Annotated in this window: 20 protein-coding genes; 9 read left to right on the plus strand and 11 right to left on the minus strand. The window is 59.5% G+C overall.

All coding sequences use genetic code 11. From position 1 onward, the window contains the following. Positions 1 to 43: 43 nt before the first annotated feature. From fdhE to fdnG, 4 genes are read right to left on the minus strand one after another with little or no spacing between them, the layout of a single operon-like run. On the minus strand, positions 44 to 970 hold the full coding sequence (fdhE, locus tag JIO00_RS14800; RefSeq protein WP_077748482.1) for a formate dehydrogenase accessory protein FdhE: 927 nt from the start codon (positions 968 to 970) through the stop codon (positions 44 to 46). A 5-nt stretch (positions 971 to 975) separates the two neighbouring features. Further along, the gene (locus JIO00_RS14805) at positions 976 to 1,629 is read right to left on the minus strand and encodes a formate dehydrogenase subunit gamma (RefSeq protein WP_010460348.1); all 654 of its coding nucleotides are present in this window, start codon (positions 1,627 to 1,629) and stop codon (positions 976 to 978) included. Beyond that, complete coding sequence (fdxH, locus tag JIO00_RS14810; RefSeq protein WP_010460350.1) at positions 1,626 to 2,561, minus strand: formate dehydrogenase subunit beta; 936 nt, start codon at positions 2,559 to 2,561, stop codon at positions 1,626 to 1,628. The genes JIO00_RS14805 and fdxH overlap by 4 nt, the downstream gene beginning before the upstream one ends. Continuing rightward, complete coding sequence (fdnG, locus tag JIO00_RS14815; protein ID WP_148306002.1) at positions 2,562 to 5,627, minus strand: formate dehydrogenase-N subunit alpha; 3,066 nt, start codon at positions 5,625 to 5,627, stop codon at positions 2,562 to 2,564. A 356-nt stretch (positions 5,628 to 5,983) separates the two neighbouring features. Here fdnG and JIO00_RS14820 point away from each other — a divergent pair, with 356 nt between their 5' ends. The 6 genes from JIO00_RS14820 (at position 5,984) to JIO00_RS14845 (ending at position 11,732) form a co-directional block, all read left to right on the plus strand. Continuing rightward, a complete protein-coding gene (locus tag JIO00_RS14820) occupies positions 5,984 to 7,138 on the plus strand; it encodes a MalY/PatB family protein (RefSeq protein WP_077748486.1) in 1,155 nt (384 codons plus the stop codon). A gap of 221 nt (positions 7,139 to 7,359) precedes the next feature. After that, positions 7,360 to 8,217: an SDR family oxidoreductase gene (locus JIO00_RS14825; protein WP_010460357.1), complete on the plus strand. Its 858-nt coding sequence runs from the start codon at positions 7,360 to 7,362 to the stop codon at positions 8,215 to 8,217. Positions 8,218 to 8,383: 166 nt separating this feature from the next. Continuing rightward, positions 8,384 to 8,995, plus strand: coding sequence for a Yip1 family protein (locus tag JIO00_RS14830; RefSeq protein ID WP_200666095.1), 612 nt, complete (start codon positions 8,384 to 8,386; stop codon positions 8,993 to 8,995). Between the two features lie 46 nt (positions 8,996 to 9,041). Beyond that, positions 9,042 to 10,385, plus strand: coding sequence for a cation:proton antiporter (locus JIO00_RS14835; RefSeq protein WP_010460361.1), 1,344 nt, complete (start codon positions 9,042 to 9,044; stop codon positions 10,383 to 10,385). A gap of 191 nt (positions 10,386 to 10,576) precedes the next feature. Then, positions 10,577 to 10,873 carry a hypothetical protein gene (locus JIO00_RS14840; RefSeq protein WP_010460363.1) on the plus strand — a complete coding sequence of 99 codons (297 nt, stop codon included), beginning with the start codon at positions 10,577 to 10,579 and terminating at the stop codon, positions 10,871 to 10,873. A 382-nt stretch (positions 10,874 to 11,255) separates the two neighbouring features. Continuing rightward, entirely contained in the window at positions 11,256 to 11,732 is a 477-nt protein-coding gene (locus tag JIO00_RS14845; RefSeq protein ID WP_010460365.1) for a hemerythrin domain-containing protein, read from the plus strand. 54 nt (positions 11,733 to 11,786) lie between these two features. Here JIO00_RS14845 and JIO00_RS14850 read toward each other — a convergent pair whose 3' ends face one another. Then, positions 11,787 to 12,323, minus strand: a complete 537-nt coding sequence (locus JIO00_RS14850) for a hypothetical protein (RefSeq protein WP_010460367.1) — start codon at positions 12,321 to 12,323, stop codon at positions 11,787 to 11,789. A gap of 138 nt (positions 12,324 to 12,461) precedes the next feature. On the opposite strand from JIO00_RS14850, the gene JIO00_RS14855 reads away from it, so the two are divergent. Continuing rightward, a complete protein-coding gene (locus JIO00_RS14855; protein WP_010460369.1) occupies positions 12,462 to 12,695 on the plus strand; it encodes a hypothetical protein in 234 nt (77 codons plus the stop codon). 12 nt (positions 12,696 to 12,707) lie between these two features. On the opposite strand, the gene JIO00_RS14860 is transcribed toward JIO00_RS14855, so the two are convergent. Then, the gene (locus JIO00_RS14860; protein WP_200666097.1) at positions 12,708 to 14,630 is read right to left on the minus strand and encodes a hybrid sensor histidine kinase/response regulator; all 1,923 of its coding nucleotides are present in this window, start codon (positions 14,628 to 14,630) and stop codon (positions 12,708 to 12,710) included. Between the two features lie 146 nt (positions 14,631 to 14,776). Between JIO00_RS14860 and JIO00_RS14865 the strand changes: the two genes are divergently transcribed. After that, complete coding sequence (locus JIO00_RS14865; protein WP_042932060.1) at positions 14,777 to 15,532, plus strand: DJ-1/PfpI family protein; 756 nt, start codon at positions 14,777 to 14,779, stop codon at positions 15,530 to 15,532. Here JIO00_RS14865 and JIO00_RS14870 read toward each other — a convergent pair. The 3 genes from JIO00_RS14870 to JIO00_RS14880 all read right to left on the minus strand — a co-directional run bounded on the left by JIO00_RS14870 (position 15,513) and on the right by JIO00_RS14880 (position 20,418). After that, the gene (locus JIO00_RS14870) at positions 15,513 to 16,409 is read right to left on the minus strand and encodes a zeta toxin family protein (RefSeq protein WP_010460375.1); all 897 of its coding nucleotides are present in this window, start codon (positions 16,407 to 16,409) and stop codon (positions 15,513 to 15,515) included. The two genes, JIO00_RS14865 and JIO00_RS14870, sit on opposite strands and share 20 nt — an antisense overlap. Positions 16,410 to 16,537: 128 nt before the next feature. Further along, positions 16,538 to 18,817 carry an ATP-dependent DNA helicase gene (locus tag JIO00_RS14875; RefSeq protein ID WP_200666099.1) on the minus strand — a complete coding sequence of 760 codons (2,280 nt, stop codon included), beginning with the start codon at positions 18,815 to 18,817 and terminating at the stop codon, positions 16,538 to 16,540. Beyond that, positions 18,814 to 20,418: a VRR-NUC domain-containing protein gene (locus tag JIO00_RS14880; RefSeq protein ID WP_234452967.1), complete on the minus strand. Its 1,605-nt coding sequence runs from the start codon at positions 20,416 to 20,418 to the stop codon at positions 18,814 to 18,816. Before JIO00_RS14880 ends, JIO00_RS14875 begins: the two co-directional genes overlap by 4 nt. A 235-nt stretch (positions 20,419 to 20,653) precedes the next feature. Here JIO00_RS14880 and JIO00_RS14885 point away from each other — a divergent pair, with 235 nt between their 5' ends. Next, positions 20,654 to 20,878, plus strand: a complete 225-nt coding sequence (locus JIO00_RS14885) for a YgdI/YgdR family lipoprotein (protein WP_010460381.1) — start codon at positions 20,654 to 20,656, stop codon at positions 20,876 to 20,878. A gap of 84 nt (positions 20,879 to 20,962) precedes the next feature. Here JIO00_RS14885 and JIO00_RS14890 read toward each other — a convergent pair whose 3' ends face one another. Together JIO00_RS14890 and JIO00_RS14895 are read right to left on the minus strand one after the other, a co-directional pair. Further along, positions 20,963 to 21,325 (minus strand): hypothetical protein, encoded by a 363-nt coding sequence (locus JIO00_RS14890; protein WP_010460382.1) that lies wholly within the window; start codon positions 21,323 to 21,325, stop codon positions 20,963 to 20,965. A gap of 200 nt (positions 21,326 to 21,525) precedes the next feature. After that, positions 21,526 to 23,379, minus strand: a complete 1,854-nt coding sequence (locus tag JIO00_RS14895) for a polyurethane esterase (RefSeq protein ID WP_200666103.1) — start codon at positions 23,377 to 23,379, stop codon at positions 21,526 to 21,528. Between the last annotated feature and the right edge of the window lie 18 nt (positions 23,380 to 23,397).

Genomic DNA, 23,397 nt, shown 5'->3' on the forward strand with positions numbered 1-23,397 from the left:
TCCCGCAAACGTTAACTGTCGCGCCTGAGTGTAGCCGTTGTGCTTAATCGCCTCCCGGTGCGAGCAGAAGATTCGGTGCCGGGCGCACGTAACCCTCCTGTTCCAGACGCATGTCCAGCATCAGGCTGGTCAGGTCGGTCGAGAGCGCTTCGGCCTCGGCGTCGTTTTCCAGGTACAGCAGTTTCAGGTAGCTGTGGCAGCCGGGGCAGGTTTCGGCGCGCAGCGGCGCCTGATTGGCGGCATGGCGGTCGTCATCGAGGCTGACGTATTCCAGGCCTTTGCTTTGTTCGCAATACACGCATTTGACCCGCACCACGTGCCATTCGCAGGCACACAACGAGCACACCAGATAACGCAAACCGTTGTGTTTGCCGCGATGGCGAATGACCCCGGCCATGGCCGGCGAACCACAGGCCGGGCATTGGTTGAGGCTGTCGCCGGGTTTGAGCGCAAGCTTCGGCGTGTGCAGCAGCCAATGACTGAACGCGGCCTGCAACGCTGCGCCAAGAAAGGGCACCAGCGCCGCCGGCAGCAGCGAATACTGGCCGCTGACCAGTGCGATCGCCCAGGCTTTGCGTTGCCCGCTGTTGGCATTGCGCAAGGACGCGATGGCTTTCTCGACGGCGGAGTCTGGTGGTGGCGAGTACCGCTGCAACAAGGCGTCGAGATACGCCAGCCAGGTGTCTTCGCGCACCAGGCTGTCGGCAGCGAACGGTGGCAGACCGTGTTGCTGGCACATTCGCAGACGCTCGGGATCGAGTGGCGCCGAGTCAGGTGGATTGTCCAACAGGTCCTGCTGAACGCGGCACAGGTCCGCCACCAGCCGCAGGTAATCGGCCAGTGGGTGCCCGTCTGCCAGTTTTTCCAGGCGCAGCGCCCGCAACGCGAACAGGTTGTTCGGTGGCAGGTGCAGGAACGGCGGAGAACCCGCCGCCGCTTCGATCTCTCCAGGCTCAAGAATGGTTGCCAAAGGGCTTATCCTTTTTTGCTGATCGGCCGCTCAGGGTGCTCGTCCCGGGTCACTTCCCGATACCAGAGCTCATGGTGCTTCTTCGCCCAGGCGCGGCTGACCCCGCCATGCACCATGGCGCTGACCGAGCCTTTGATCCAGAGGCCGGCATAGATGTGGACAATGATGCTCAACACCAGCACAAAACCCGCCAAGGCATGTAGCAGCATCGCCCAGCGAATCGAGGTGATGCCGAAGTATTCGCTGAAATACGCACGCCAGATCACCAGCCCGCTGAACAGCAACACCAGCATGCACAGCAACAAGATCCAGAACAGCAGCTTCTGCCCCGGGTTGTACTTGCCGATCGGCGGCACACCCTCCTCTTCATTGCGGATCACCCGCCCGACGCGCCGGAGCCACAACCGGTCATTGCTGATAAAGAAATTCGCCCGAAAGAACTGGATCACCAGGCCGAGGAACAGCACAAACATCGCCACCCCCAGGAACGGGTGCAGGATGCGTGTCCACGGCCCGCCGCCGAACAGGTGGCTGAGCCAGAACAACGCCGGGTGAAAGAGCGCCAGGCCTGACAGCGCGGCCGTGAAAAACAGGATCGCCACCAGCCAGTGATTGGTGCGCTGGTTTGGGGTGTAGCGCAGGATCTGTCTGCGGATCATGGTCTGTCCTCCCCACGCGGATCAAAGGTATGCACCGACGGATCGACTTCATGCACGGCCGGGTCGTTGAGTGGCGGCAATTCATCTTCTTCAACCACTTGCGGCCCGACGCGCACGTAATGGAAGAACCCGGCCAGCACCGCCAGGCCCATGGCCAGCAAGCCCAAGGGTTTGCTCACGCCTTTCCACAATTCCACCAGCGGGCTGATCGTCGGGCTGCCCGGCAAACCGGCGTACAGCGTCGGCGTGTCGGCGTGATGCAGCACGTACATGACGTGCGTACCGCCCACGCCTTCGGGGTCGTACAGGCCAGCGTGATCGAAGCCGCGGCTTTTCAGGTCGACGATGCGTTCGGCGGCGTGTTCTTTCATGTCTTCCTTGCTGCCGAACACGATGGCGCCGGTCGGGCAGGTTTTCACGCAGGCCGGTTCCAGCCCCACTTCCACCCGGTCTGAACACAAGGTGCATTTATAGGCCTTGTGATCCTTTTGCGAGATCCGCGGAATGTTGAACGGGCAGCCGGTGATGCAATAACCGCAACCGATGCAATGGTCCTGATCGAAATCGACGATGCCGTTGGCGTGCTTGATGATCGCCCCCGGGCTCGGGCACGCCGCCAGGCAACCCGGCTCGGCGCAGTGCATGCAGCCATCCTTGCGGATCAGCCACTCCAGGTTGCCGGCATCGGTTTCATGCTCGGTGAAGCGCATCAGGGTCCAGGTTTCTGCGCTGAGGTCGTGCGGGTTGTCGTAGGTGCCGAGGTTGTGGCCGACCTCGTCGCGCAACTCGTTCCATTCCGAGCAGGCGACCTGGCAGGCCTTGCAACCGATGCACTTGGTGGTGTCGATCAGCTTGGCCACTTCCTCCTGGTTGCGCACCGAGGACGGCACGGTGGTGGTGGCCGAACGGGCAATGATGTCTTGGCTGGCCATTTAGACTTTCTCCACGTTGACCAGGAATGACTTGGATTCCGGGGTCTGTGTGTTGCCATCGCCGAGGAACGGCACCAGGGTGTTGGTCAGATAACCGTGGCGCGTGAGGCCGGTAAAGCCCCAGTGCAGCGGGATGCCGATCTGGTGCACCACCTGATTGTTGACCTGCAGCGGACGAATCCGCTTGGTCACCACCGCCACCGCTTCGATGTGCCCGCGCTTGGAACTGACCCGGACCCGGTCGCCGGCGACAATGCCTTTCTCCTTGGCCAGCACTTCACCGATCTCGACGAATTGCTCGGGTTGGGAAATCGCGTTGAGCTTGCAATGCTTGCTCCAGAAGTGGAAATGCTCGGTCAGCCGGTAGCTGGTCGCCGCATACGGATAGTCTTTGGCCACGCCGAGGGAATCCCACACCGAATCGAAGATCCGCGCCGCCGGGTTGCTGGTGGCTTTCTTGTTTTGCGGGTGCAGCGGGTTGATGCCGATCGGCGTCTCGAACGGCTCGTAGTGCTCGGGAAATGGGCCTTCGTTCATCTTGTCGACGGCGAAGAACCGCGCAATGCCTTCGGGGTTCATGATGAACGGATTCATCCCGGCTTCCGGCGGCGAGTCGGCCTTGAAGTCCGGCACATCGGTGCCGCCCCAGGCTTTACCGTTCCACCACACCAGGCGCTTTTTCTCGTCCCATGGCTTGCCTTGCGGGTCGGCGGAAGCGCGGTTGTAGAGAATCCGTCGGTTGGCCGGCCAGGACCAGGCCCAGCCCTGATGTTGGTGCATGCCGTAGGGGTCGCTGTTGTCGCGCCGGGCCATCTGATTGCCCGCCTCGGTCCAGCTGCCGCAGAAAATCCAGCAGCCGCACGCCGTGCTGCCGTCGTCCTTGAGCTGGCCAAACCCGGCCAGTTGCGCATTCGCCTTGATCGTCGCGCCCGTGGCGTCGGTGTAGTCGGTGACGGCCGTGCCGTTGATTTCTCGCGCCAGTTCTTCCGGCGAGGGTTCATCGGCGATCTTGTACGGCCACGACAGTTTGAGGATCGGGTCGGGATAAGCCCCGCCCTTGGCTTGATAGCGCTGGCGCAGCCGCAGGAACAGTTCGCTCATGATCTGCACGTCGGTGCGCGACTCGCCCGGGCCATCGGCGCCTTTCCAGTGCCATTGCAGCCAGCGGCTGCTGTTGACCAGCGAGCCGTCCTCCTCGGCGAAACAGGTGGTGGGCAGGCGAATCACTTCGGTCTGGATGCCGGCGGTTTCCACATCGTTGTACGGCCCGACATTGCGCCAGAACTCGGAGGTTTCGGTGGACAGCGGGTCCATGACCACCAGCCATTTTAGCTTGGCCAGGGCCGCCATGACGCGATTCTTGTCAGGCAGCGCCGCGATGGGGTTGAACCCCTGGCACATATAGCCGTTGACCTTGCCCTGGCCCATCAGGTCGAACACTTTGAGGATGTCGTAGTTGGGAATGTCCAGTTTCGGCAAATAGTCGTAAGCCCAGTTGTTCTCCAGCGTGGCGTTGTCGCGGTACCAGGCCTTCATCAGGCTGACGTGGAATTTGCTGTAGTTCTGCCAGTAGGACAGCTGCCCCGGACGCAACGGCATTTGCGTGCGCTTGGTGATGTAGGCGGTGTAATCCTGCTCGGCGTCGTTCGGCAGGGTCAGGTAGCCCGGCAGTGCGTTGGACAGTAAGCCGAGGTCGGTCAAGCCCTGGATGTTGGAGTGCCCGCGCAAGGCATTGACGCCCCCGCCCGGCATGCCGACGTTGCCTAACAGCAGTTGCACCATCGCCGCGCTGCGGATGATTTGCGAGCCGATCGAGTGCTGGGTCCAGCCCAGCGCGTAGAGAATCGTCATGGTCTTGCCCGGTTGCGAGCAGGTGGCGATTTCTTCCCAGATCTTCTGCATGGCATCAACCGGCATACCGCAAATCTGGCTCGCCAGTTCGATGTTGTAGCGGCTGTAATGCTGCTTCATCAGCTGATACACGCAGTGCGGGTCTTGCAGGCTCGGATCGGTTTTGACGAAACCGTCCTGGCCCAATTCGTACCCCCAGCCGGATTTGTCGGTATACACACGTTTGGCCGCGTCGTAACCGCTGAAGATGCCGTCCTCGAAGCCGTACCCCGCTTTGACGATAAACGACACGTCGGTGTAGTTGCGCACGTATTCGTGCTGGATTTTGTCCTCGTTCAGCAGGTAATTGATCAACCCGCCCATGAAGGCGATGTCGGTGCCGGTGCGAATCGGCGCGTAATAGTCGGCCACCGAGGCGGTCCGGGTAAAACGCGGATCGACCACGATCAAGCGCGCCTTGTTGTGCGCCTTGGCTTCGGTCACCCATTTGAAACCGCACGGGTGCGCTTCTGCTGCGTTGCCGCCCATCACCAGGATCAGATTCGCGTTGGCGATATCGGTCCAGTGATTGGTCATGGCACCACGGCCGTACGTCGGGGCAAGACTTGCCACCGTCGGGCCGTGTCAGACACGCGCCTGGTTATCAAACCCCAGCATGCCGAGACTGCGAATGACCTTGTGGGTGATATAACCCGCTTCGTTGGACGCCGCCGAGGCTGCGAGAAAACCGGTAGTCAGCCAGCGGTTCACCGTTTGGCCTTTGTCGTTCTTCTCGATGAAGTTGGCGTCGCGGTCGGCCTTCATCAGGTCGGCAACGCGATCCAGTGCCTCATCCCAGGAGATGCGCGTCCACTCGGTGCTGCCGGGTTTGCGCACCTGCGGATATTGCAGGCGCCCGGGGCTGTGAATGAAGTCCAGCAGGCCGGCGCCTTTAGGGCACAGGGTGCCGCGGTTGACCGGGTGGTCTGCGTCGCCTTCGATGTGGATGATGCTTTGCGCAACGTTTTTGGCGTTATCGCCCTGGCTGTACATGATCAACCCGCAGCCGACCGAGCAATACGGGCAGGTGTTGCGGGTTTCATGGGTGTGGGCGAGTTTGAAATGGCGTACCTGCTCGGCGAAGGCAGGCGTGGGCAGCATGCCCAGCGCGCCGAGGCTCGAGCCCGCAAGGCCGATACCGGCGACCTTGAAGAACTGACGACGGTTGAGGTCCATCGTGCACTCCTGATCAGGTGGAGACCCGGTACTTTTGCCGGGTTTTTCTGGACGATCACGGTGCCGGCAGCGTGGCTACCGACACTTTGAACTCTAGACAATGGGAGAACTGACTGCCTGAAAACCGACCATCGGGCAGTGCCCAAATGCCAGCCATCACGCATAACCCTGTGGGAGCGAGCCTGCTCGCGATAGCGGTGGGTCAGTTTGCATAGATGTTGAATGAGCTGACGCCATCGCGAGCAGGCTCGCTCCCACAGGGGTTTGTGTTGTTTGGGCGATTACCGTCTCGCTCCCACAGGGGCTTGGCGTTTATCATGGCGCCACGTTCAACCCCGCTTTTTATGAGACTGAGCATGACCTTCGATTTTGATCAGGTGTTCGACCGCCACAACACCGGCAGTACCAAGTGGAGCCGCTACCCGGCCGACGTGTTGCCGATGTGGGTCGCCGACATGGATTTCGCCGCGCCGCCGGTCATCCTTGAGGCCCTGCGTAAACGCCTGGAACACCCGATGGTCGGCTACAGCGTGCCTCAGGACGATTTGCGCGCTGCCATCGTCGCCGACCTCTGGAACAAATACGCCTGGCGCGTCTTGCCGGAGGAACTGATCTTCCTGCCGGGTGTGGAGTCGGGTTTCAACATGGCCCTGAAGGCGCTGATCGAGCCGCAACAAAACGTCGTGGTCCAGGTGCCGAACTACCCGCCGCTGCGTCATGCGCCAGGTCATTGGGGCTTGAACAAGGTTGAACTGGAATTCGACGCGTTGGCTGACGGCACGTATGACACGCCGCTTGCGGCCTTGAGCCAGGCACTGACCGGCGGCGGCGCGCTGCTGCTGAGCAACCCGCACAATCCGCTGGGCAAGGTTTTCCCGCGGGAAGAACTGCAAGCGCTGGCGGACATTTGCCTGGAACACAACGCGTGGATCATCTCCGACGAAATCCACGCCGAGTTGTGCTTCGACGGGCGCGTGCACATTCCCACGGCATCGCTCAGCCCGCAGATCGCCCAGCGCACCATCACCTTGATGTCGGCGAGCAAGGCTTACAACATTGCCGGTCTTAAAACCTCCTTCATGATTATTCAAGACTCGGCGGTGCGTGCGCGGGTCAATCATGCCCGTTGCGGCATGGTCGACAGCGTCAACCCGCTGGGAATGGAAGCCACTCGCGTTGCCTACAGCGAAGGCGGCCCGTGGCTGGCCGGGTTGACGGCGTACCTGCAAGGCAATCGGGATTACCTGGTGGAAGCGGTTCGCACGCGCTTGCCGGGCGTGACGATGAATATCCCGCAGGGGACGTATCTGGCATGGCTCGATTGCTCCGCCCTGGGGCTGGACAATCCGCAGCAGTTCTTCCTCGACCAGGCCAAGGTCGGCCTCAGCCCCGGCCTGGATTTCGGCGACAACAACCGCCAGTTCGTGCGCCTGAACTTCGGCTGCCCACGGGCATTGCTCGAAGAAGGCTTGGCACGCATGGCGCGTAGTTTGCTCAACCTCAAGGCCTGACAACACGACAAATCCCCCTGTAGGAGCGAAGCTTGCTCGCGAAGGCGGTGTGTCAGTCATACATGTGTCAACTGGCACACCGCCTTCGCGAGCAAGCTTCGCTCCTACAAGGGATTTGCCAGGATTCGGGGTTTTGCGCACCCACCTGAATCCAACCGAACTCAAGGCAAAACATCAGGGTCAACCCTTTGAATCCTGTGCCCCGAGATCGGAGATTTGCCATGACTGACTACCCAAGACCACCCTTCCCCAAACAAGGCCAGCCTGTCCCAGGCTCCCAAAAGAAAATGGACCCGTATCCAGACTGCGGCGAAAAAAGCTACAAAGGCTCGGGCCGGCTGGATGGCAAGATCGCCCTGATCACCGGGGCCGACAGCGGCATCGGCCGTGCGGTCGCCATCGCCTTCGCCCGTGAAGGCGCCGATGTCGCGATTGCCTACCTCAATGAACATGAAGACGCGCAGGAAACCGCACGTTGGGTCGAACAGGCCGGACGTCAATGCGTGCTGCTGCCCGGCGACATCGCGCAGAAAGCGCAATGCCAGGCCCTGGTGGACAAGACAGTCGAACGCTTCGGGCGGATTGATATTCTGGTCAACAACGCCGCGTTCCAGATGACGCACGAACACTTCGAAGACATCCCGGACGAAGAATGGGTGATGACCTTCGACGTCAACATCACCGCCATGTTCAGGATCTGCCAGGCCGCGCTCAAGCACATGAAGGCCGGCAGTTCGATCATCAACACCAGTTCGGTCAACTCGGACATGCCCAAACCAACCCTCCTGGCCTACGCCACGACCAAGGGGGCGATCGCCAACTTCACCGGTGGCCTGGCGCAGATGCTCGGGCCGAAAAACATTCGGGTGAACAGCGTGGCGCCGGGGCCGATCTGGACACCGCTGATCGTCTCGACCATGCCCGATGAAGAGGTGCAGAACTTCGGCGCGCACACCCCGCTGGGCCGGCCGGGCCAACCGGTGGAAGTGGCGCCGATTTACGTGCTGCTGGCGTCGGACGAGGCCAGCTACATCACCGGCCAACGCTACGGCGTGACCGGCGGTAAACCGATGTTGTGACCGCCCGCTGTAATAGCAGCTGCCTTGTGGCGAGGGGCTTGCCCCCCTCGCCACAAGCTGCGCCAACGGCTACACGTCATTCGAAGTCGCGAAAAAATGAACCCCTGACAAATCTCTCCCCTCAATACGTTTAGGCCCCCATCACGGGCCGTTCGAGGAGGTCGTCATGTCCGCACCTATCGTCAAACTGTTCATCCAGCCCAATTTCGCCTGGACGGATATTCGCCGGGAGGAGGAAGCACATCCGCGCCATTACCTCGCGCATTTGCTGCTGCTCGCCTTGATCCCCGCCGTCTGCCTGTTCATCGGCACCACCTATGTCGGCTGGAGCCTGGCCGAGAACGAAACCGTCAAACTCAGTACCCAAAGTGCGTTGCAACTCTGCGTGCTGCTGTACGTCACCATCATCGCCGGCGTGGCGTTGATGGGGGGATTCATCCGCTGGATGTCGCGCACCTTCGACGCGCGTCCGACCATCAATCAATGCATCGGTTTTGCGGCGTATACCGCGACGCCGTTTTTCCTGGCAGGGATTGCCGGGCTGTACCCGAGTCGCTGGCTGGCAATCATTGTGTTGATGGCTGCTTCGGCTTATTCGACGTTTTTGCTGTTCGTCGGCTTGCCGACGTTCATGCACGAGCGCAAGGAACAAGGCCTGCTGAATGCGGCGTGCGTCTGGGGCGTCGGGCTCCTGGTATTGGTGACTATTCTGGTAGAGATGATTCTGCTGTGGTTCAACGTGCTGACGCCTGAATACCTGCGCGCCACGGTCGGTTGATCCGCAGAGACCAACAAACGCGGTCCACCCCCAGCGAGAACCGAGTATGAGTTTCATTTTATGGGTGGCCGTGTTGGGTGCTGTACTCCTGACGCTGGCGCTGACCTCGTCCTACCTGCGATGGATGCCAGTGACCACGTCGGCGGTGTGCCTGGTGCTGGGCGCCGCCATCGGCCCGGCCGGGTTCGGGCTGTTGAAACTGGACACCGCTGACGCTTCGATCTGGATGGAGCACCTGACGGAAGTCGCGGTGCTCTTTTCGCTGTTTGTCTGCGGCCTGAAATTGCGCTCGCCGCTCAAGCATAAAAACTGGCGGATTGCGGTCGGCCTGGCCGGCCCGGTGATGCTGCTGACCATTGTCGGCGTCTGCTTGTTGCTGCATTACGCATTGCAATTGTCATGGGGCGCGTCAGTGCTGATCGGCTCGATCCTGGCCCCCACCGATCCGGTGCTCGCCGCGCTGGTCCAGGTCAACGACGCGCGGGATGACGACAGCGTGCGCTTCGGCCTCTCCGGTGAGGCCGGGCTCAATGACGGGATCGCGTTTCCGTTCGTGATCCTTGGCCTGCTCCTGCTGCAACACGAGGGTAACCCCGGCTGGTTGGGCGACTGGGTGCTGCGCAGTCTGATCTGGGCGGTTCCGGCCGGTTTTCTGACGGGGTACTGGATGGGACGCGGCATCGGGCGCCTGACCTTGGCGCTGCGGATCAAGAACGATGACAGCACGCTGTCTCCGAACGATTACCTGGCCCTTGCTTTGATTGCCCTGGCGTATGTCGGGGCCGAGTCTATCCACGCCTATGGGTTTCTGTCGGTGTTCGCCGCCGGCCTCGGATTGCGCCAGGAAGAAGTCAGCTCCACGGGCAACGACGAAACCCCTGCCGAGCATCTGGTCCAGCCGGTGGTCGGTCACCAGAACGTCGAACCACAACACGCGGTGCATGGCGATACCGACAACCTTGAAGACACCCAGGTCGCCGCGGGCATCATGATGGGTGACATGCTCGCTTTTGGCAGTCTCGTGGAGCGGGCCATGGAAGTGTTTCTGGTGACACTGCTCGGCGTCGTGCTGATCGCTCACTGGGACTGGCGCGCCCTGCTGGTCGGCGGGGTGTTGTTTTTTCTGGTTCGCCCTTTGAGTGTCGCCGTGATGCCGTGGGGCCGATTGCTCGATTGGCGCCAGCGAATGTTGATCGGCTGGTTTGGCATCCGTGGCATCGGCAGCCTGTATTACTTGTTCTACGCCTTGAATCACGGGCTGGGTCAGTCGGTGTCGACGCTGTGCATGGACCTGACGTTGTCCGTGGTCGCGTTGAGCATTTTGATCCACGGCATCAGCACGCAACCCACCCTCGCCCGCTATGAACGGCGCAAGAAACAAATTATTTGATTTTTACCTGCGTGTTTACAGGTTGAATCAAACGAATTTTCGCCTCAAAGAATTTGAAATCCCTGTGCAACTCGACAGTCACAACCTTAATTCCGCCTGTTTTCTTTTATACGGCGGAACCCGACAGGTTCGGTTCCACTGTGGCAACGATGCCTATTAAAAGGGACCTCGAAAAAAGTAAGGTGCCGGTCATGGTTCACTATTCAACTCCCGATCAAATCAAAGCCTGCCGGGCGTTTGCCCTGGAATGCAATCGCCAGATGTTCGAAGACGCCCAGGCGTTGAGCCGAAGCGCTTTCGAGATGCTTGAGGACGGCGACATGGACCTGGAACGGTTCGAGCATTACAGGGCGATGCGCAGGAAGGCTGATTTGAAGTTTCAGGAAGCGATTGAGCACCTGCGTTTGCTCAACGCGGACTTCCCACCGATCCCGATGTCCGTGAATAACGCCCACCGGTTGCGCCAGCAGCTTGAAGACCGGGTTTGATCCTGAAAACCCCCGGGGCATCAGCCCTGACGCACTCCATATAGCCGCTGGCGAATTCGCCTTCGGCTATCGCATCAGTTTCCACGCTCCGTCAGCGGAACATCCCTTGAACCCGGTGTCAGGATGCGGCGAATCTGATCGACGGTAACACCGACAATTCACATTTCTCGACGGAAAACTTCGCGCCGCGAACTGCATGAGTCAATTTACAGACTCATGCAGCCTGCACGACCTCAATTCGCCATCAGAGCTTCTAACTTATTGTTTTATATAACGTTACTCATGGCGCTGAAATCGGCACGACAAATGCTCCCAGTGTAAAAGCGACCTACGGCCATGAGACCGTTTGCGCCTATTCCGTGACTATTTGAGAGATTCGACCATGAACGCCATCGACCTGTTGAAAGCCGACCATGAACGCGTAAAAGGCATCCTGACTCAGTTAAGCGAATCCACCGAACGAGGTGTCAAAAAACGCACCGAGTTGCTGGCCAAGCTCGAAATGGAGATCACCATCCATACCCGGCTCGAAGAAGAAGTCTTGTACCCGGCGTACAAAAAAGCCGGTGGCAAGGAACAGGACGTTATGTACTACGAAGCCAAGGAAGAACACCGCACCGTGGATTCCCTGGTGTTGCCGGACCTGAAAGTCACCGACCCTTCCACCCCGGAATTCGCGGGTCGGGTGAAAGTGGTCAAGGAGCTGCTGGAACACCACATCGAAGAAGAGGAAACCGAAATGTTCCCTCAGGCGAAAAAACTGCTGGGCAAGGCCACCCTGGAAGAATTGGGCGCGCAAATGGAAACGCTCAAGGCTCAGTACAAGAAAGAAATGAGCGCGTCCAATCTGGCGGCTTGATTTGGTAGTCGATGTCAGAGAGCCCGGCAAATGCCGGGCTTTTTAGTCTGCGATTCAGCCACCGGGATTGGTGACCTGGATGTAAACCGCATAAGTGCCCAGCAACACCCAGAACGTCGCGAAAATCCACGGCGTCCGCACGGAAAACAGCAGCGATTTGCGGTAGCCCTTGTGGGACGATTCCATCTCACTGAACAGCGGGGATTCATCGTACGCCAGCCCCATCAATGGCTCGCTGCGCAACAGCTCACTTTGCTTGAAGTGCCAGTGGTCGATGATGTCGTAGGCCGCACGAATGCCCGGCCAGGCGTTCAGCGAGCTCAGTAAACCCAGCAGCGCGAGGAACGGCGGCACCACCAGGGTGAAGAGTTTTCCCCATTCGGGATTGAGGTTGGCCATGCAGGAAGCAAAGGCAATCACCAGGAACGACTGCGCGGCCAGGTAAGCGTCGGTTCGATTGGCGAGGATGCTGGTTTCGTACTGGATTTCCCGACGGTAGAAATCCAGACGCTCCTTGGGCGAGCCGAACATTTTGGCGTTGTGTTCGGACAAGGCTTCTTCGGCGGTAGGTTCGGTCAGTATTCTGGGCACGGAAATTACACAAGGACTGGGAAAGCGTTATGACGAAAACTGTCCCGGCAAAGTTCAGCCGAATTTAATGCGCCTCGCTCGAACGCTATTTCGCTGCCGTGGTCCTTCAAGTACACAGGCTGACTTCAAGGATTGCGGATGGACACTCTCGATTGGGTGCAATGGCCAGCGATGCTGGTCACGGTACTGGCGGCGTGGTTGATCGGCTCGCAATCACCCTCGCGCAGGGTGTGGGGCTTCAGCTGCTTTATCGTCAGCAACCTCTTGTGGGTGATCTGGGGTTACCACACCCACGCCTACGCATTGATCGTGTTGCAGTTTTGCCTGTGTGCCATGAACTTGCGCGGTTTCAAGAAGAACGTGAAAGGCTGAGCACGACGCCCGTTACTTCATGGCCAGCGCAATCACCTCGACCAGATTGAGTTGGGTATACGGTTTGGACAAGCGAGGGAGTGTGGTCGCGAAGCCTTCAAGGCGTTCGGCATAACCCGTGGCAAGAATGATCGGTACGTCCGGCTTCAACGCCCGGATGGCATTGGCCAACTGCTCACCGTTCATTTGTGGCATGGCCATGTCGGTAATGACCAGGTCAACATGCTGCTCGCGTTCGAACAGCTCAAGCGCTTGGGCACCGGACACCGCACTGATCACCCGATGGCCGAGATCCTCAAGCAACAGGCCGGTGCTGGTCAGCACCAGGCTGTCATCGTCCACGACCATGACGCACAACTGAGCCACTGGCGGAGCGGCCACTTCCGATACGGCGGGATGATTGAGCGCAGCTGTGGTCGCGGCGGGTATCCACAGTTCGGCGACAGTGCCGATGTCCTTCTGACTCTTGAGAATGAATCGTCCGCCCAGTTGTTCTATGAAGCCATGGATCATCGACAACCCCAGCCCCGTGCCTTTGCCCACCCCTTTGGTGGTGAAAAACGGGTCCATGGCCGACGCCAGGGTGACCTCATCCATGCCCTCCCCGTTATCGGCAACACTCAGGCAAACATAGCGTCCGGGCTCCGGCAATAGTGTCGATTGGTCGCAGACGTCTTCCGTCCGGGTACTGATGACGATTTTTCCGCCGTTGGGCATCGCGTCCCGGGCATTGGTGGCGAGGTTCAGCACGGCCAGTTCGAGCTGATTGACATCGGCCATGACCGGAACGAGGTCGGGGGAAAAACGGGTTTCGAGCTGTACGGAAGGCCCGAGGGAGCTGCGCAACAATCCGCTGATTCCTTCCACCAGCGCGGGTATTTCGACGGATTCGGACTTGAGTTCCTGACGTCTGGCGAACGCCAGCATGCGTTGAGTCAGGGACACCCCTCGCAGGGCACCTTGGGTGGCGTTGTCGACCAATCGAGTGACTTTCGGATTGTCTCCCACGCGTTTACGGACGATTTCCAGGTTGCCCAGGATAACGGTCAGCAGATTATTGAAATCGTGGGCGATCCCGCCACTGAGTTGGCCGATGGCCTGCATCTTCTGCGCCTGGAACAGTGCTTCACGGGTTTGTTCCAGAACCTTCTGTGCTTGTGTGGCCTCGGTGATGTCCCGGGTAATTTTGGCAAAGCCCAGCAACGTGCCCGTATCGCCCCAGATCGGATCGACCACCACATGGGCAAAGAACCGCGTGCCGTCCTTGCGCACGCGCCAGGCCCTGTTTTCAAAGCGCCCTTCCCGCATAGCCGTCTCCAACGCACGTTGGGGTTCCCCGGCTTCACGGTCTTCGGGCGTATAGAAGAGTGAAAAATGCTGACCGATGACTTCTTCGGGTCGGTAGCCCTTGATGCGCTGGGCCCCTTGATTCCAGTTGGTCAATCGTCCATCCGGGGCGAGCATATAGATCGCGTAGTCAGTCACGCTTTGAACCAGCGAACGAAACTGCTGCTCGCTTTGCTTGAGCGTCTCTTCGGCCATTTTGCGGTCGGTGAGGTCCCGGGTGATCTTGGCAAACCCCAATAGATTGCCTGCCGGGTCGCGAATCGGATCGATCACCACATGGCACCAGAAGTGTGTTCCGTCCTTGCGAACCCGCCAGCCTTCACCCTCGAACCGCCCTTCGCGAATCGCCGTATCCAGCGCGCGCTGGGGCAGACCGGCACTGCGGTCTTCTTCGGTATAAAAGCGCGAAAAATGCTGTCCGAGGATCTCCTTCTCCTCATACCCCTTGAAACGTTTGGCGCCAGCGTTCCAGCTGGTGATGATGCCATCGGGGTCAATCATGTAGATCGCATAGTCCACCACGGCATCAATCAACAGGCGAAAGCGCATTTCCTCGATGGCGTTGGTTTTGGACTGGTTATCACTCATCGATCACACCCGTGACTGTTGTTTTGCGAAGTATGCGTCAAACCGTGGGTTTGGTAAGCCAGAAAACGGTTGTGCACTGGAGCATAGCGTTCACTCCGCCTATTCTCGATGCCAAACGCCATTCCTGGCGGTTCCAAGGCGCCCCGATGATCCTGATTCTGTTACCCACGTCTGACTACGATCCCACAGAGAGCAGCGTTCCATGGCAGGCCATGCGTCAGGCCGGCATCGAGGTGCGCTTTGCATCCCCCCAGGGATTGCCCGCCTACGCCGATTCACGCCTGGTGGACATCGGCTTCGGCCTGTTGAACCCGCTGCTGATGACGCGCAAGGCCGACCTTGCCAGCTACGCCAGGATGATCGAAGACCCCTCCTTCCGCCGACCGCTGAACTATGACGATGTGGACCCCGGCGAGTTCCAAGGACTGCTGATTCCCGGCGGGCATGCCAAGGGCATGCGCAGCCTGCTGGAGTCCGAGCAGGCGCGACGGATCGCCCTGCACTTTTTCAAGACAGACAAACCCGTGGCAGCGGTCTGCCACGGCGTACTGTTGCTTGCCCGAACCCTCGACCCCGATACCGGACGTTCGGTGTTGCAGGGGCGCAAGGTTACCGCCCTGGTCGCCAACACCATGGAGCTGCCTGCCTGGGCAATCACCGCCGCCTGGCTCGGACGCTACTACCGGACCTATACCCAAACCGTCGAAGCGGAAGTCACGGCCGCCCTGTCCAGCCCGACGGATTTCCTGCGCGGGCCCGTCCTCGCGGTGCGTGATTCGGCGGACCAGCCACAACGCGGGTTCGTTGTCCGTGATGGCCTGTTGTTGACCGCGCGCTGGCCGGGAGACTGTCATCGCTTTGCCGCCGAGTGGGTTCGCCTGCTTACCGGTTCACGTATTTGACGATGCAGGCGTACAGGTCGTTGTAAACGAAGTCAGGAACAACCTGGGCGTAAGTCTGGGTGTTGAGTAACGCCAGGTGGCATTCTTTAACTATCTCGTCACGCTCACTCAGGGTGTGGACATGATTATTGATGATGCTTTCATAGGCGCTGTATGCCGTTGGCGTCGCAGAGGGCGTCACGCAAGCGGTTGTGGTGTAGGTGATATGAGCACGCGAGACGCGTTCCTTCAGCGCCCCGAACCCGCGTTCATACACCGTGATTTGTGAACGATCGACCGCCTTCGAGGCGGTTTCGAAGGCCAGGATCACCGCTTGCTCATTCCTCATGGAGCTCTCCAGTGTCGATCGCGTGACAAACCTTTCCAGTTCGCGGTTTTCCAGGCTTTTAAAGGCTCTTTTGATGCACGAAACGTGAGCGAACTCCAGCGTGCAGCCAACGATATGCGTTTCGAACTGATAGCCGGCCGCCGTCGCGAGTGGTGGAAATGCCGCGAAATCGATGCTGTCGAACGCACACTCCATGATGATGTTGTATTTGAGTGTGAAGGCTTCGGTGAAGATTTTGGCGCAAAGCTCTCGTACGAAAGCTTCGGTATGTTCATAGGCATGCAGCACGCCAAGCTTGATCATCTCTGCGTATTGAGGATGTTTCTGCCGGTATTCGGGCAGGTAGAGACGAACATACTTGTCGTAGCGCCTGGTCGGCAGGAGTGTGTTTTCCAGCAGGAAGGTTTTACCCGAGCCTTGAAGCCCGGCAACCACCAGGATTTTCGGCGTTTCCTCGGCCGTGATACCGCGGAACAGCGTGGTTTTGATGGCATTGAACGCGGCGCTGACTTGTTCAGTGGTGTAGGTGTAGTTAGGTGCGGAGGACATGCCTTGATTTCCTTATCAAAGAGCCGGCTGAAATTGATTGCCTGCCCTTTGAATAAAGCGCTGTTTCACCGCTTGTTCAAATACGTCTGTCTTTCAAGATATGTACCTGTTTTAAAAGGTAAATAATCCTACGTACCAGAAGCCAAATGCGCCTGTTCGACCGACCACCAACGCGGCAGCAAGTGCTTGACCTTGCTGTAGCCGAACCGGTCATCGATCAACATCACCACCCCTTGATCCTGCTGAGTGCGGATCACCCTTCCTGCCGCCTGCACGACTTTCTGTACGCCGGGATACAAGTAGGTGTAGTCATAACCGGCGCCGAAAATCGCCGCCATTCGATGCTTCATCTGTTCGTTGACCGGATTGAGTTGCGCCAGCCCCAGGGTGGCAATGAATGCACCGATCAGGCGCGCGCCCGGCAGGTCGATGCCTTCACCGAACGCTCCGCCGAGCACTGCAAATCCGACGCCCTGGCTGTGCACGGTGAACTGGTCGAGAAAGGCCTGACGCTGCCCTTCCGCCATGCCCCTGGACTGCGACCACAAACTGATCTGCGGATGTCGTTCGGCCAGTAACTGCGCCACTTGCTGCAAATAATCGAAGCTGCTGAAAAATGCCAGGTAGTTGCCGGGGCGTTGGCTGAATTGGCGGGCGATGAGTTCGACAATCGGTTCGAGGGACGCCTGGCGATGGACGAATCGGGTCGATATCTGGCTGACGATGTGCACTTTCAACTGGTCTGCATGGAACGGCGATTCGACATCAATCCACACTGTATCCGGCGGCGTACCCAGCAGGTCCGCGTAATAATGCCGAGGGCTCAGCGTCGCCGAAAACAGCACGGTGCTGCGCGCAGCCTTCAGGCGTGGGCGGATGAAACCGGCCGGCACCACGTTGCGCAGGCACAGTTGCGACAGGTTTTGTTTGCGTTCGAGGTCGCGCTTGCTGATGTCGAACAGGAACTGTTCATCGAAGAGTTCGGCCACCCGGCAAAACTGCAGCATGTCGAAGTAAAAACTCTGTAGGGCGCTGTCCAGGCCTTGGGGATGATCGTTGAGATAATCGCCGATGCTCGCGCTGCATGACGACAGCGCCTGGAGAAGTTTTTCCGGTGCCTTGTCGTAGGCCTGATACGGCGCCAATTGCAGATTATGCAGGGCATTCCACTCACGATTGACCCGCTGCAACGGTTTTTTCAGGGCGTCCGGTGCGGTTTTTCGTACCCCGCTGAGGGTCGACTGATCGAGCGTGGCGCTGTACATCTGCCGGCCGCGTTCCACCAGGTTGTGCGCCTCGTCCACCAACACCGCGACTTTCCAGTTATTGGCCTGAGACAAGCCGAACAGCAACGCACTGAAATCGAAATAGTAGTTGTAGTCGGCGACCACCACATCGGCCCAGCGGGCCATTTCCTGGCTCAGGTAATACGGACAGACCTCATGCGCCAATGCCACTCGGCGCAAGGCGTCCTGATTCAGCAGGCTGAGTTCGCTGGCGGCCTGGCGGGCGGCCGGCAAACGGTCGTAAAAGCCCTGGGCCAACGGGCAGGATTCACCGTGACAGGCTTTGTCCGGGTGTTCGCAGGCCTTGTCCCGGGCGATCATCTCCAGCACCCGCAGCGGCGGCGCATCGGCGCTCTCCAGGATGACTTGCGCGGCATCCAGCGCCAGTTTGCGCCCCGGCGTTTTCGCCGTCAGAAAGAACACTTTGTCCAACTGCTGCGGCGCCAGGGCCTTGAGCATCGGAAACAGCGTGCCCACGGTCTTGCCGATGCCGGTTGGCGCCTGAGCCATCAGGCAACGACCGGTGCTGACCGCCTTGAACACCGATTCCGCCAGGTGCCGTTGCCCCGGACGAAAGTCGGCATGGGGAAACGCCAATTGCTGCGCCGCGTGATTGCGTGCTTCGCGATGGGCCATCTCCTGCTCGGCCCACAGCAGGAACAGCCCGCAATGATGCTCGAAGAACGACTGCAGCTCTCCGGCGCTGAAGACCTCGACCAGGCAGGTTTCCTTTTCGCTGACAATGTCGAAGTACACCAGCGCCAGATTGATCTGCGCCAGTTCCAGCTTCTGGCACATCAGCCATCCGTAGACCTTCGCTTGTGCCCAGTGCAATTGCCGGTGGTTGGCCGGTTGCTTGCTCAGGTCGCCGCGATAGGTTTTGACTTCTTCCAGGCAGTTTTGCGCCGGGTCGTAGCCGTCCGCCCTGCCCTTGACCTTCAAGGTTTTATACAGGCCTTCGAGGGCGACTTCGCTTTGATAGCCCTCGCTTCGGCGCGAGGCGACAGTGCGGTGCCCGACGATGCCTTCCAGCGCGGTTGGCGACGGAGTGAAACGCAGGTCGAGGTCGCCGACCTTGGCGGTGAATTCACACAGCGCCCGCACCGCAATGCTGTAACTCAAGCGCTCTGCTCCGCCCATTGCACGTAGCAGACGGCGATTGGCATCTGGTGTTCGTGACAGAACTCCAGCCAGCGCAATTGGTTGTCTTGCAGGCGATCGCCGGGGCCTTTGACTTCGATCATGCGGTAGGTCTTGTGCTGCGGCCAGAACTGGATCAGGTCGGGCATCCCGGCCCGGTTGGCCTTGATGTCCAGCAACAGGCGATTGAACCAGTGCTTGAGGTGTTCGGCGGGCAGGCAGTCAAGCGCCTGATCCAGCAGTTCTTCGCTCAGCGCGCCCCAGAATACAAAGGGTGACTGCACGCCCCACTTGGCGACGTAACGCTCACGGATGGTCTGGCTATAACGCCCGTCATCGAGTTCGGCGAGACAGGCCTGAAACACCTCCGCCCGACGCGCATGGAAGTCTTCGTTGAGCAGGTCCACCGGCCCGCGCTGGAACGGGTGGAAAAACGCCCCCGGCAACGGCGCAAAGATCGCCGGCCAGCACAACAGGCCGAACAGCGAGTTGATCAGACTGTTCTCGACGTAATGCACCGGCGCCGAATCCTCCGCCAGGTGCGCCTGAACATGAAATTCGACCGACAGCGCCGGATCGGTCCTGGGCAAGTGCAGGTCCAGGCGCAGCATCTCCCGGGGAGATGGCCGCTTCATTGCCGGGCCGCCCAGTTTGCGCCGCAACCTGGGCAACACACGCAGCACATGCTGATGCTCGGTGGCGCTTTCCGGCGATTGCTCCGCGTGCGTGGCCAGATGCAGGGCCAACTGATATTCACCACAGCGTTCGAGCACACGGATAAGACGCACCCGAGCGCCGGGGTAGGCGCAATCGCGATAAATCGACAGCGCCGTGGAGAAATCCGTCATGCGTTCACAATGCTGACCAATCTGGAACAGCAACTTGCCCCGGCGTCGTTGCAGCCAAGGGTTGTCGAGTAGCACCTCGTTGATCTGCTCGACAATGTCCGCCACCTCTTCACCGGCCTCGAAACGTTGCTGGCAGTGGTGCAGGAACAGGCAGGCGTCCACGTCTTCACGGCTGCGCAAGCCCCGGGATTCAGCGCAGAATTCGACTTTCTCGTAGGTAAAGATGCCGAGATCGGCCAGCACGAACTCTGACCAGTCCTGATAAAGGTTGCCGAAGAACATCAGCCGCAAGCGGTCGCACAGGTCCATGATGGTCAGCGTGAACAGCCGGTCGTTCAGTTGCGGGCACCATTGCGCGAAGCTCTGCGACTCGCAGAACTGCTCGCTCAGGGTCGCCAGCCATTCGGTCTTCTTGCCTTTGGGTTGATCGATGGCGGCACCGAAGCAGTGAAGAATCTCGGCCTTGAGCAGAACGTCGAACAGTTCCTCGATCTGTAGCGGCGATTGCGCAGAAATCCAGCCTGCCGCCAGCAATGGCTCGGCAGCACTGGCAATGTCGCCAATCTCGACGTAACTCAATTTGCCGGCCCTGAAATGCCGGCCCTTGCGCATCACCATCCTGACCAGCAGCGCCCGGGACTCGCGGGGTTGCCGACGAAAATCGCGGATGAAGGCTTGCTCCTCGACGCTCAGCACATCGGCATAACGATGCTCAAGCCAATCAAGCACTTGCATGAAGTTGTTCAAGTAATAGAACGGGTCGTCGAGAGGATTTTCAGTCACAGGAAAAAAGGGCCATGGCGAGCGAGTACTGGTTATGCGTACAGATACCAGTTACAGCGCGTTCGGTGCAAACGGAAAAGGATAAGCGGCGGCGCTATTTGGCTATTTTCAGGTGGCCATCGAACTTTCTGCCGTTCCACGGCACCAACCGGCATAGCGGCTTTTTTCACGCATTTAAGAGGTGGGTATGAATATCAAGACTCTGGGTTTGCCTTTGGCAGCGGCAGCCTTCCTGGCACTGGCCGGTTGCTCCACGCCAACGGTGGTGACGCTGCAGAACGGCACCCAGTATTTGACCGAGGACATGCCGAAAACCAAGACCAAGGACGGGTTTTACGAGTTTGAGGATATTTCCGGCGCGAAGGTGAAGGTCAATGCCAAAGATGTGGCCACGGTCCGCGAGGAAGACTGAGAACCGCATTATCGTTCTTCGTGGGCAAGCCTCGCTCCTACAGGGTTGTGCGATGTGAGGCTGGCCCGCGAAGAGACCGAGAATCTACGGCATCCACGGCGTACTGTTATCGCAGGAGATGAACTTCCCTCCCCGCCTCCTCAGTTCTTCATGAATCTTCTGGCAGCGCTCGTAATCCTGCTGCATCGCGTGGTCGATGCTGATGTTGCCTGTCATCTCCGGCTGCTTTTCCCCCGAGCGAAATGTCACAAAAGGCTCTTCCGGCTGGAGCTGGAAACGGCTTTTTTCTACCAGCGGGTCGGCGGGTTCCGACGGTGCCGGTGTCGGCAGTTGATCTGGCGTCATGCCATAGCGGCTCAAAATCGAGCTATGAGGCAACTCCGCGGCGGCACTTCCTGATAACAGGGCCAGCGCCAGACCAATGAGGTGCTTCTTGCTGTTACTCACGTTGCGTAATCTCCTGATCCAGTACTCAATCCTGTTGTTGCAAGGTATTGGAGTCCGCAGGTGACTGTCGGGTCACGTGCTCAGGCAGGTTTACCGCGTTATTGTTCTTCGCGGGCAAGCCTCGCTCCTACAGGGTTGTGCGATTCCTTGTAGGAGCGAGGCTTGACCGCGAAGAGGCCCTTACCGGCGCCACATCACCCTCAGGCGATTACGATCCCGGCGCCAGACAAACTGTCCAGCCCAACTCCCACCAACGTCACCGAATCCCCGCCAAACGTCAGCACCGTATCCTGCCCCACCGTCGTGGCATGAGCCCGATAGTCATCATTCGGCGCGACCCCCTGAACCCCGAGGAATACCAGCTTGTCGTTTGCCTGATACCCCACCACCCGGTCCTGACCAAACGCACCGCTGAACAGGAACGTATCAATCCCGCCCCCCGATTCCATCAGGTCATTCCCCGCTCCGCCCACAAACACATCGTTGCCCTGGCCGCCGATCAAATGATCGTTGCCGTCCAGACCGAACAACCAATCGCCCGTCGTATGCGCCTTGAGCGTATCGGCCCCCGTGCCGCCCTTCACCGATGACGCGTATGACGTCAGGTTGTTGCCGACGGCAAGTCCATTGGCCGTCACGCTGTGTGTCACATCATCCTTGAACAGCCCCCACAAGAACCCCGGTTCCTTGGTGACAATACTGCCGATGTCTCGGGTGATGCTGATACCGCCATTGGCGTCACGAACATAGAGGGTGCCGGCGCCGTCATTGGCAAAGTCGACATTCTTCACCGACTGCTGCAAGTCCAGCACGTTGTTGCCATTGCCTCCCAGCAGGATGTTGTAGCCGCCGCCGTCACGGAAGGTGTCGTTACCGTCACGCCCCTCCAGGTAGTCGTTACCTTTGCCACCCTGAATCAGGTCGTTGCCGTCGCTGCCGATGATGAAGGTACTGCCCTTGTGGGTTTCGGCGTTGCGATTGAGGTCCTGAACCCAGGTATTGGCGCGTGCCGGGTCCGAGAGATTGGCGACGACGATCGTCGAGTCCTTGCTGGTGAGGTCGTAGAACTTCGATTCGATCACCCGGTTCATGCCATCGCCATAGGCGGTCGGCAAGTGCGAGATCCAGGTCGGGATGTTGAGGATGGAGAACGGCAGCACATTCCATGCGGTCGAGGCGTAGTGATCGTTGAAGCTGACGATGTTATCGGTCGCCGAGGGCTTGGCGGCATCGTGCACACCCACCGACGACAGGTTGAAGGATGAACCGTCGAGGGCCCGAAACACCGGGTCGTTTTCATAGCCGACATTGAGCACTTTGTCGCTGCTGCTCTGGGTCGGGGACGCGTAGGCGATGTAGTTGGAATCCTGGTAGAACCCGGACCACTTCTCCGCGCTCAAGTCCGCCAGGCTGTTGACCGCCAGCCCGCCGAGGCTGTGGCCGCTGACCAGCACGTTTTTGCCCGACAGGCCATTGGCCTGGGCAAATGCCATGACGTCGCCGAGCAGATTGCCGAAGGCTTCGCCCACATAGTTTTTCGCATAATCCTTGGGACCTAGCGCCGCCAGCAGATCGTTGATCACGTCGCCGATGGAATCGCCGATCAAGATTTCCCGCGGGCCGCTGGTGCCGCGAAAGGCGATGCCGATTTCGCTGAGATGGCCTTGAGCATCGTACTTGCCGAGGATTTCGACCTGTGCGCTGGTGTACCCGGCCTTCTCGCCGAAGAACGTTCCGCGAGCGTCGACCTTGCCGTCATAACCCAGTTGCGAGGCCGTGATGGGCGTCCAGCCGGCTTTTTGCACGGCCTCCAGGGCGGCTTTTTCCGAATCGGGGTTCCAGGGAATGCCGGGGATCACGCCTTGAGAGTCGGTGCCGCCCAGCAGCGCGGTAACCAAAGTCGCCGGCAAGCCCAAGCCGAAGCCGTTGTGCTGGTAGCCGGTGGCAAAGCCATTGTCGAGGTTGTGATAGGAATACAGCGTGATCGCCATCGCGTCGGTCAATAACGCTTTGGAATCGGCTGTGCCGAAGTTTTTGTAGTCATACACACCCATTGGTATTGCCTCTCTTTT

Source organism: Pseudomonas sp. SW-3, assembly GCF_016615645.1.
GTDB classification, from domain to species: Bacteria; Pseudomonadota; Gammaproteobacteria; order Pseudomonadales; family Pseudomonadaceae; genus Aquipseudomonas; species Aquipseudomonas mandelii.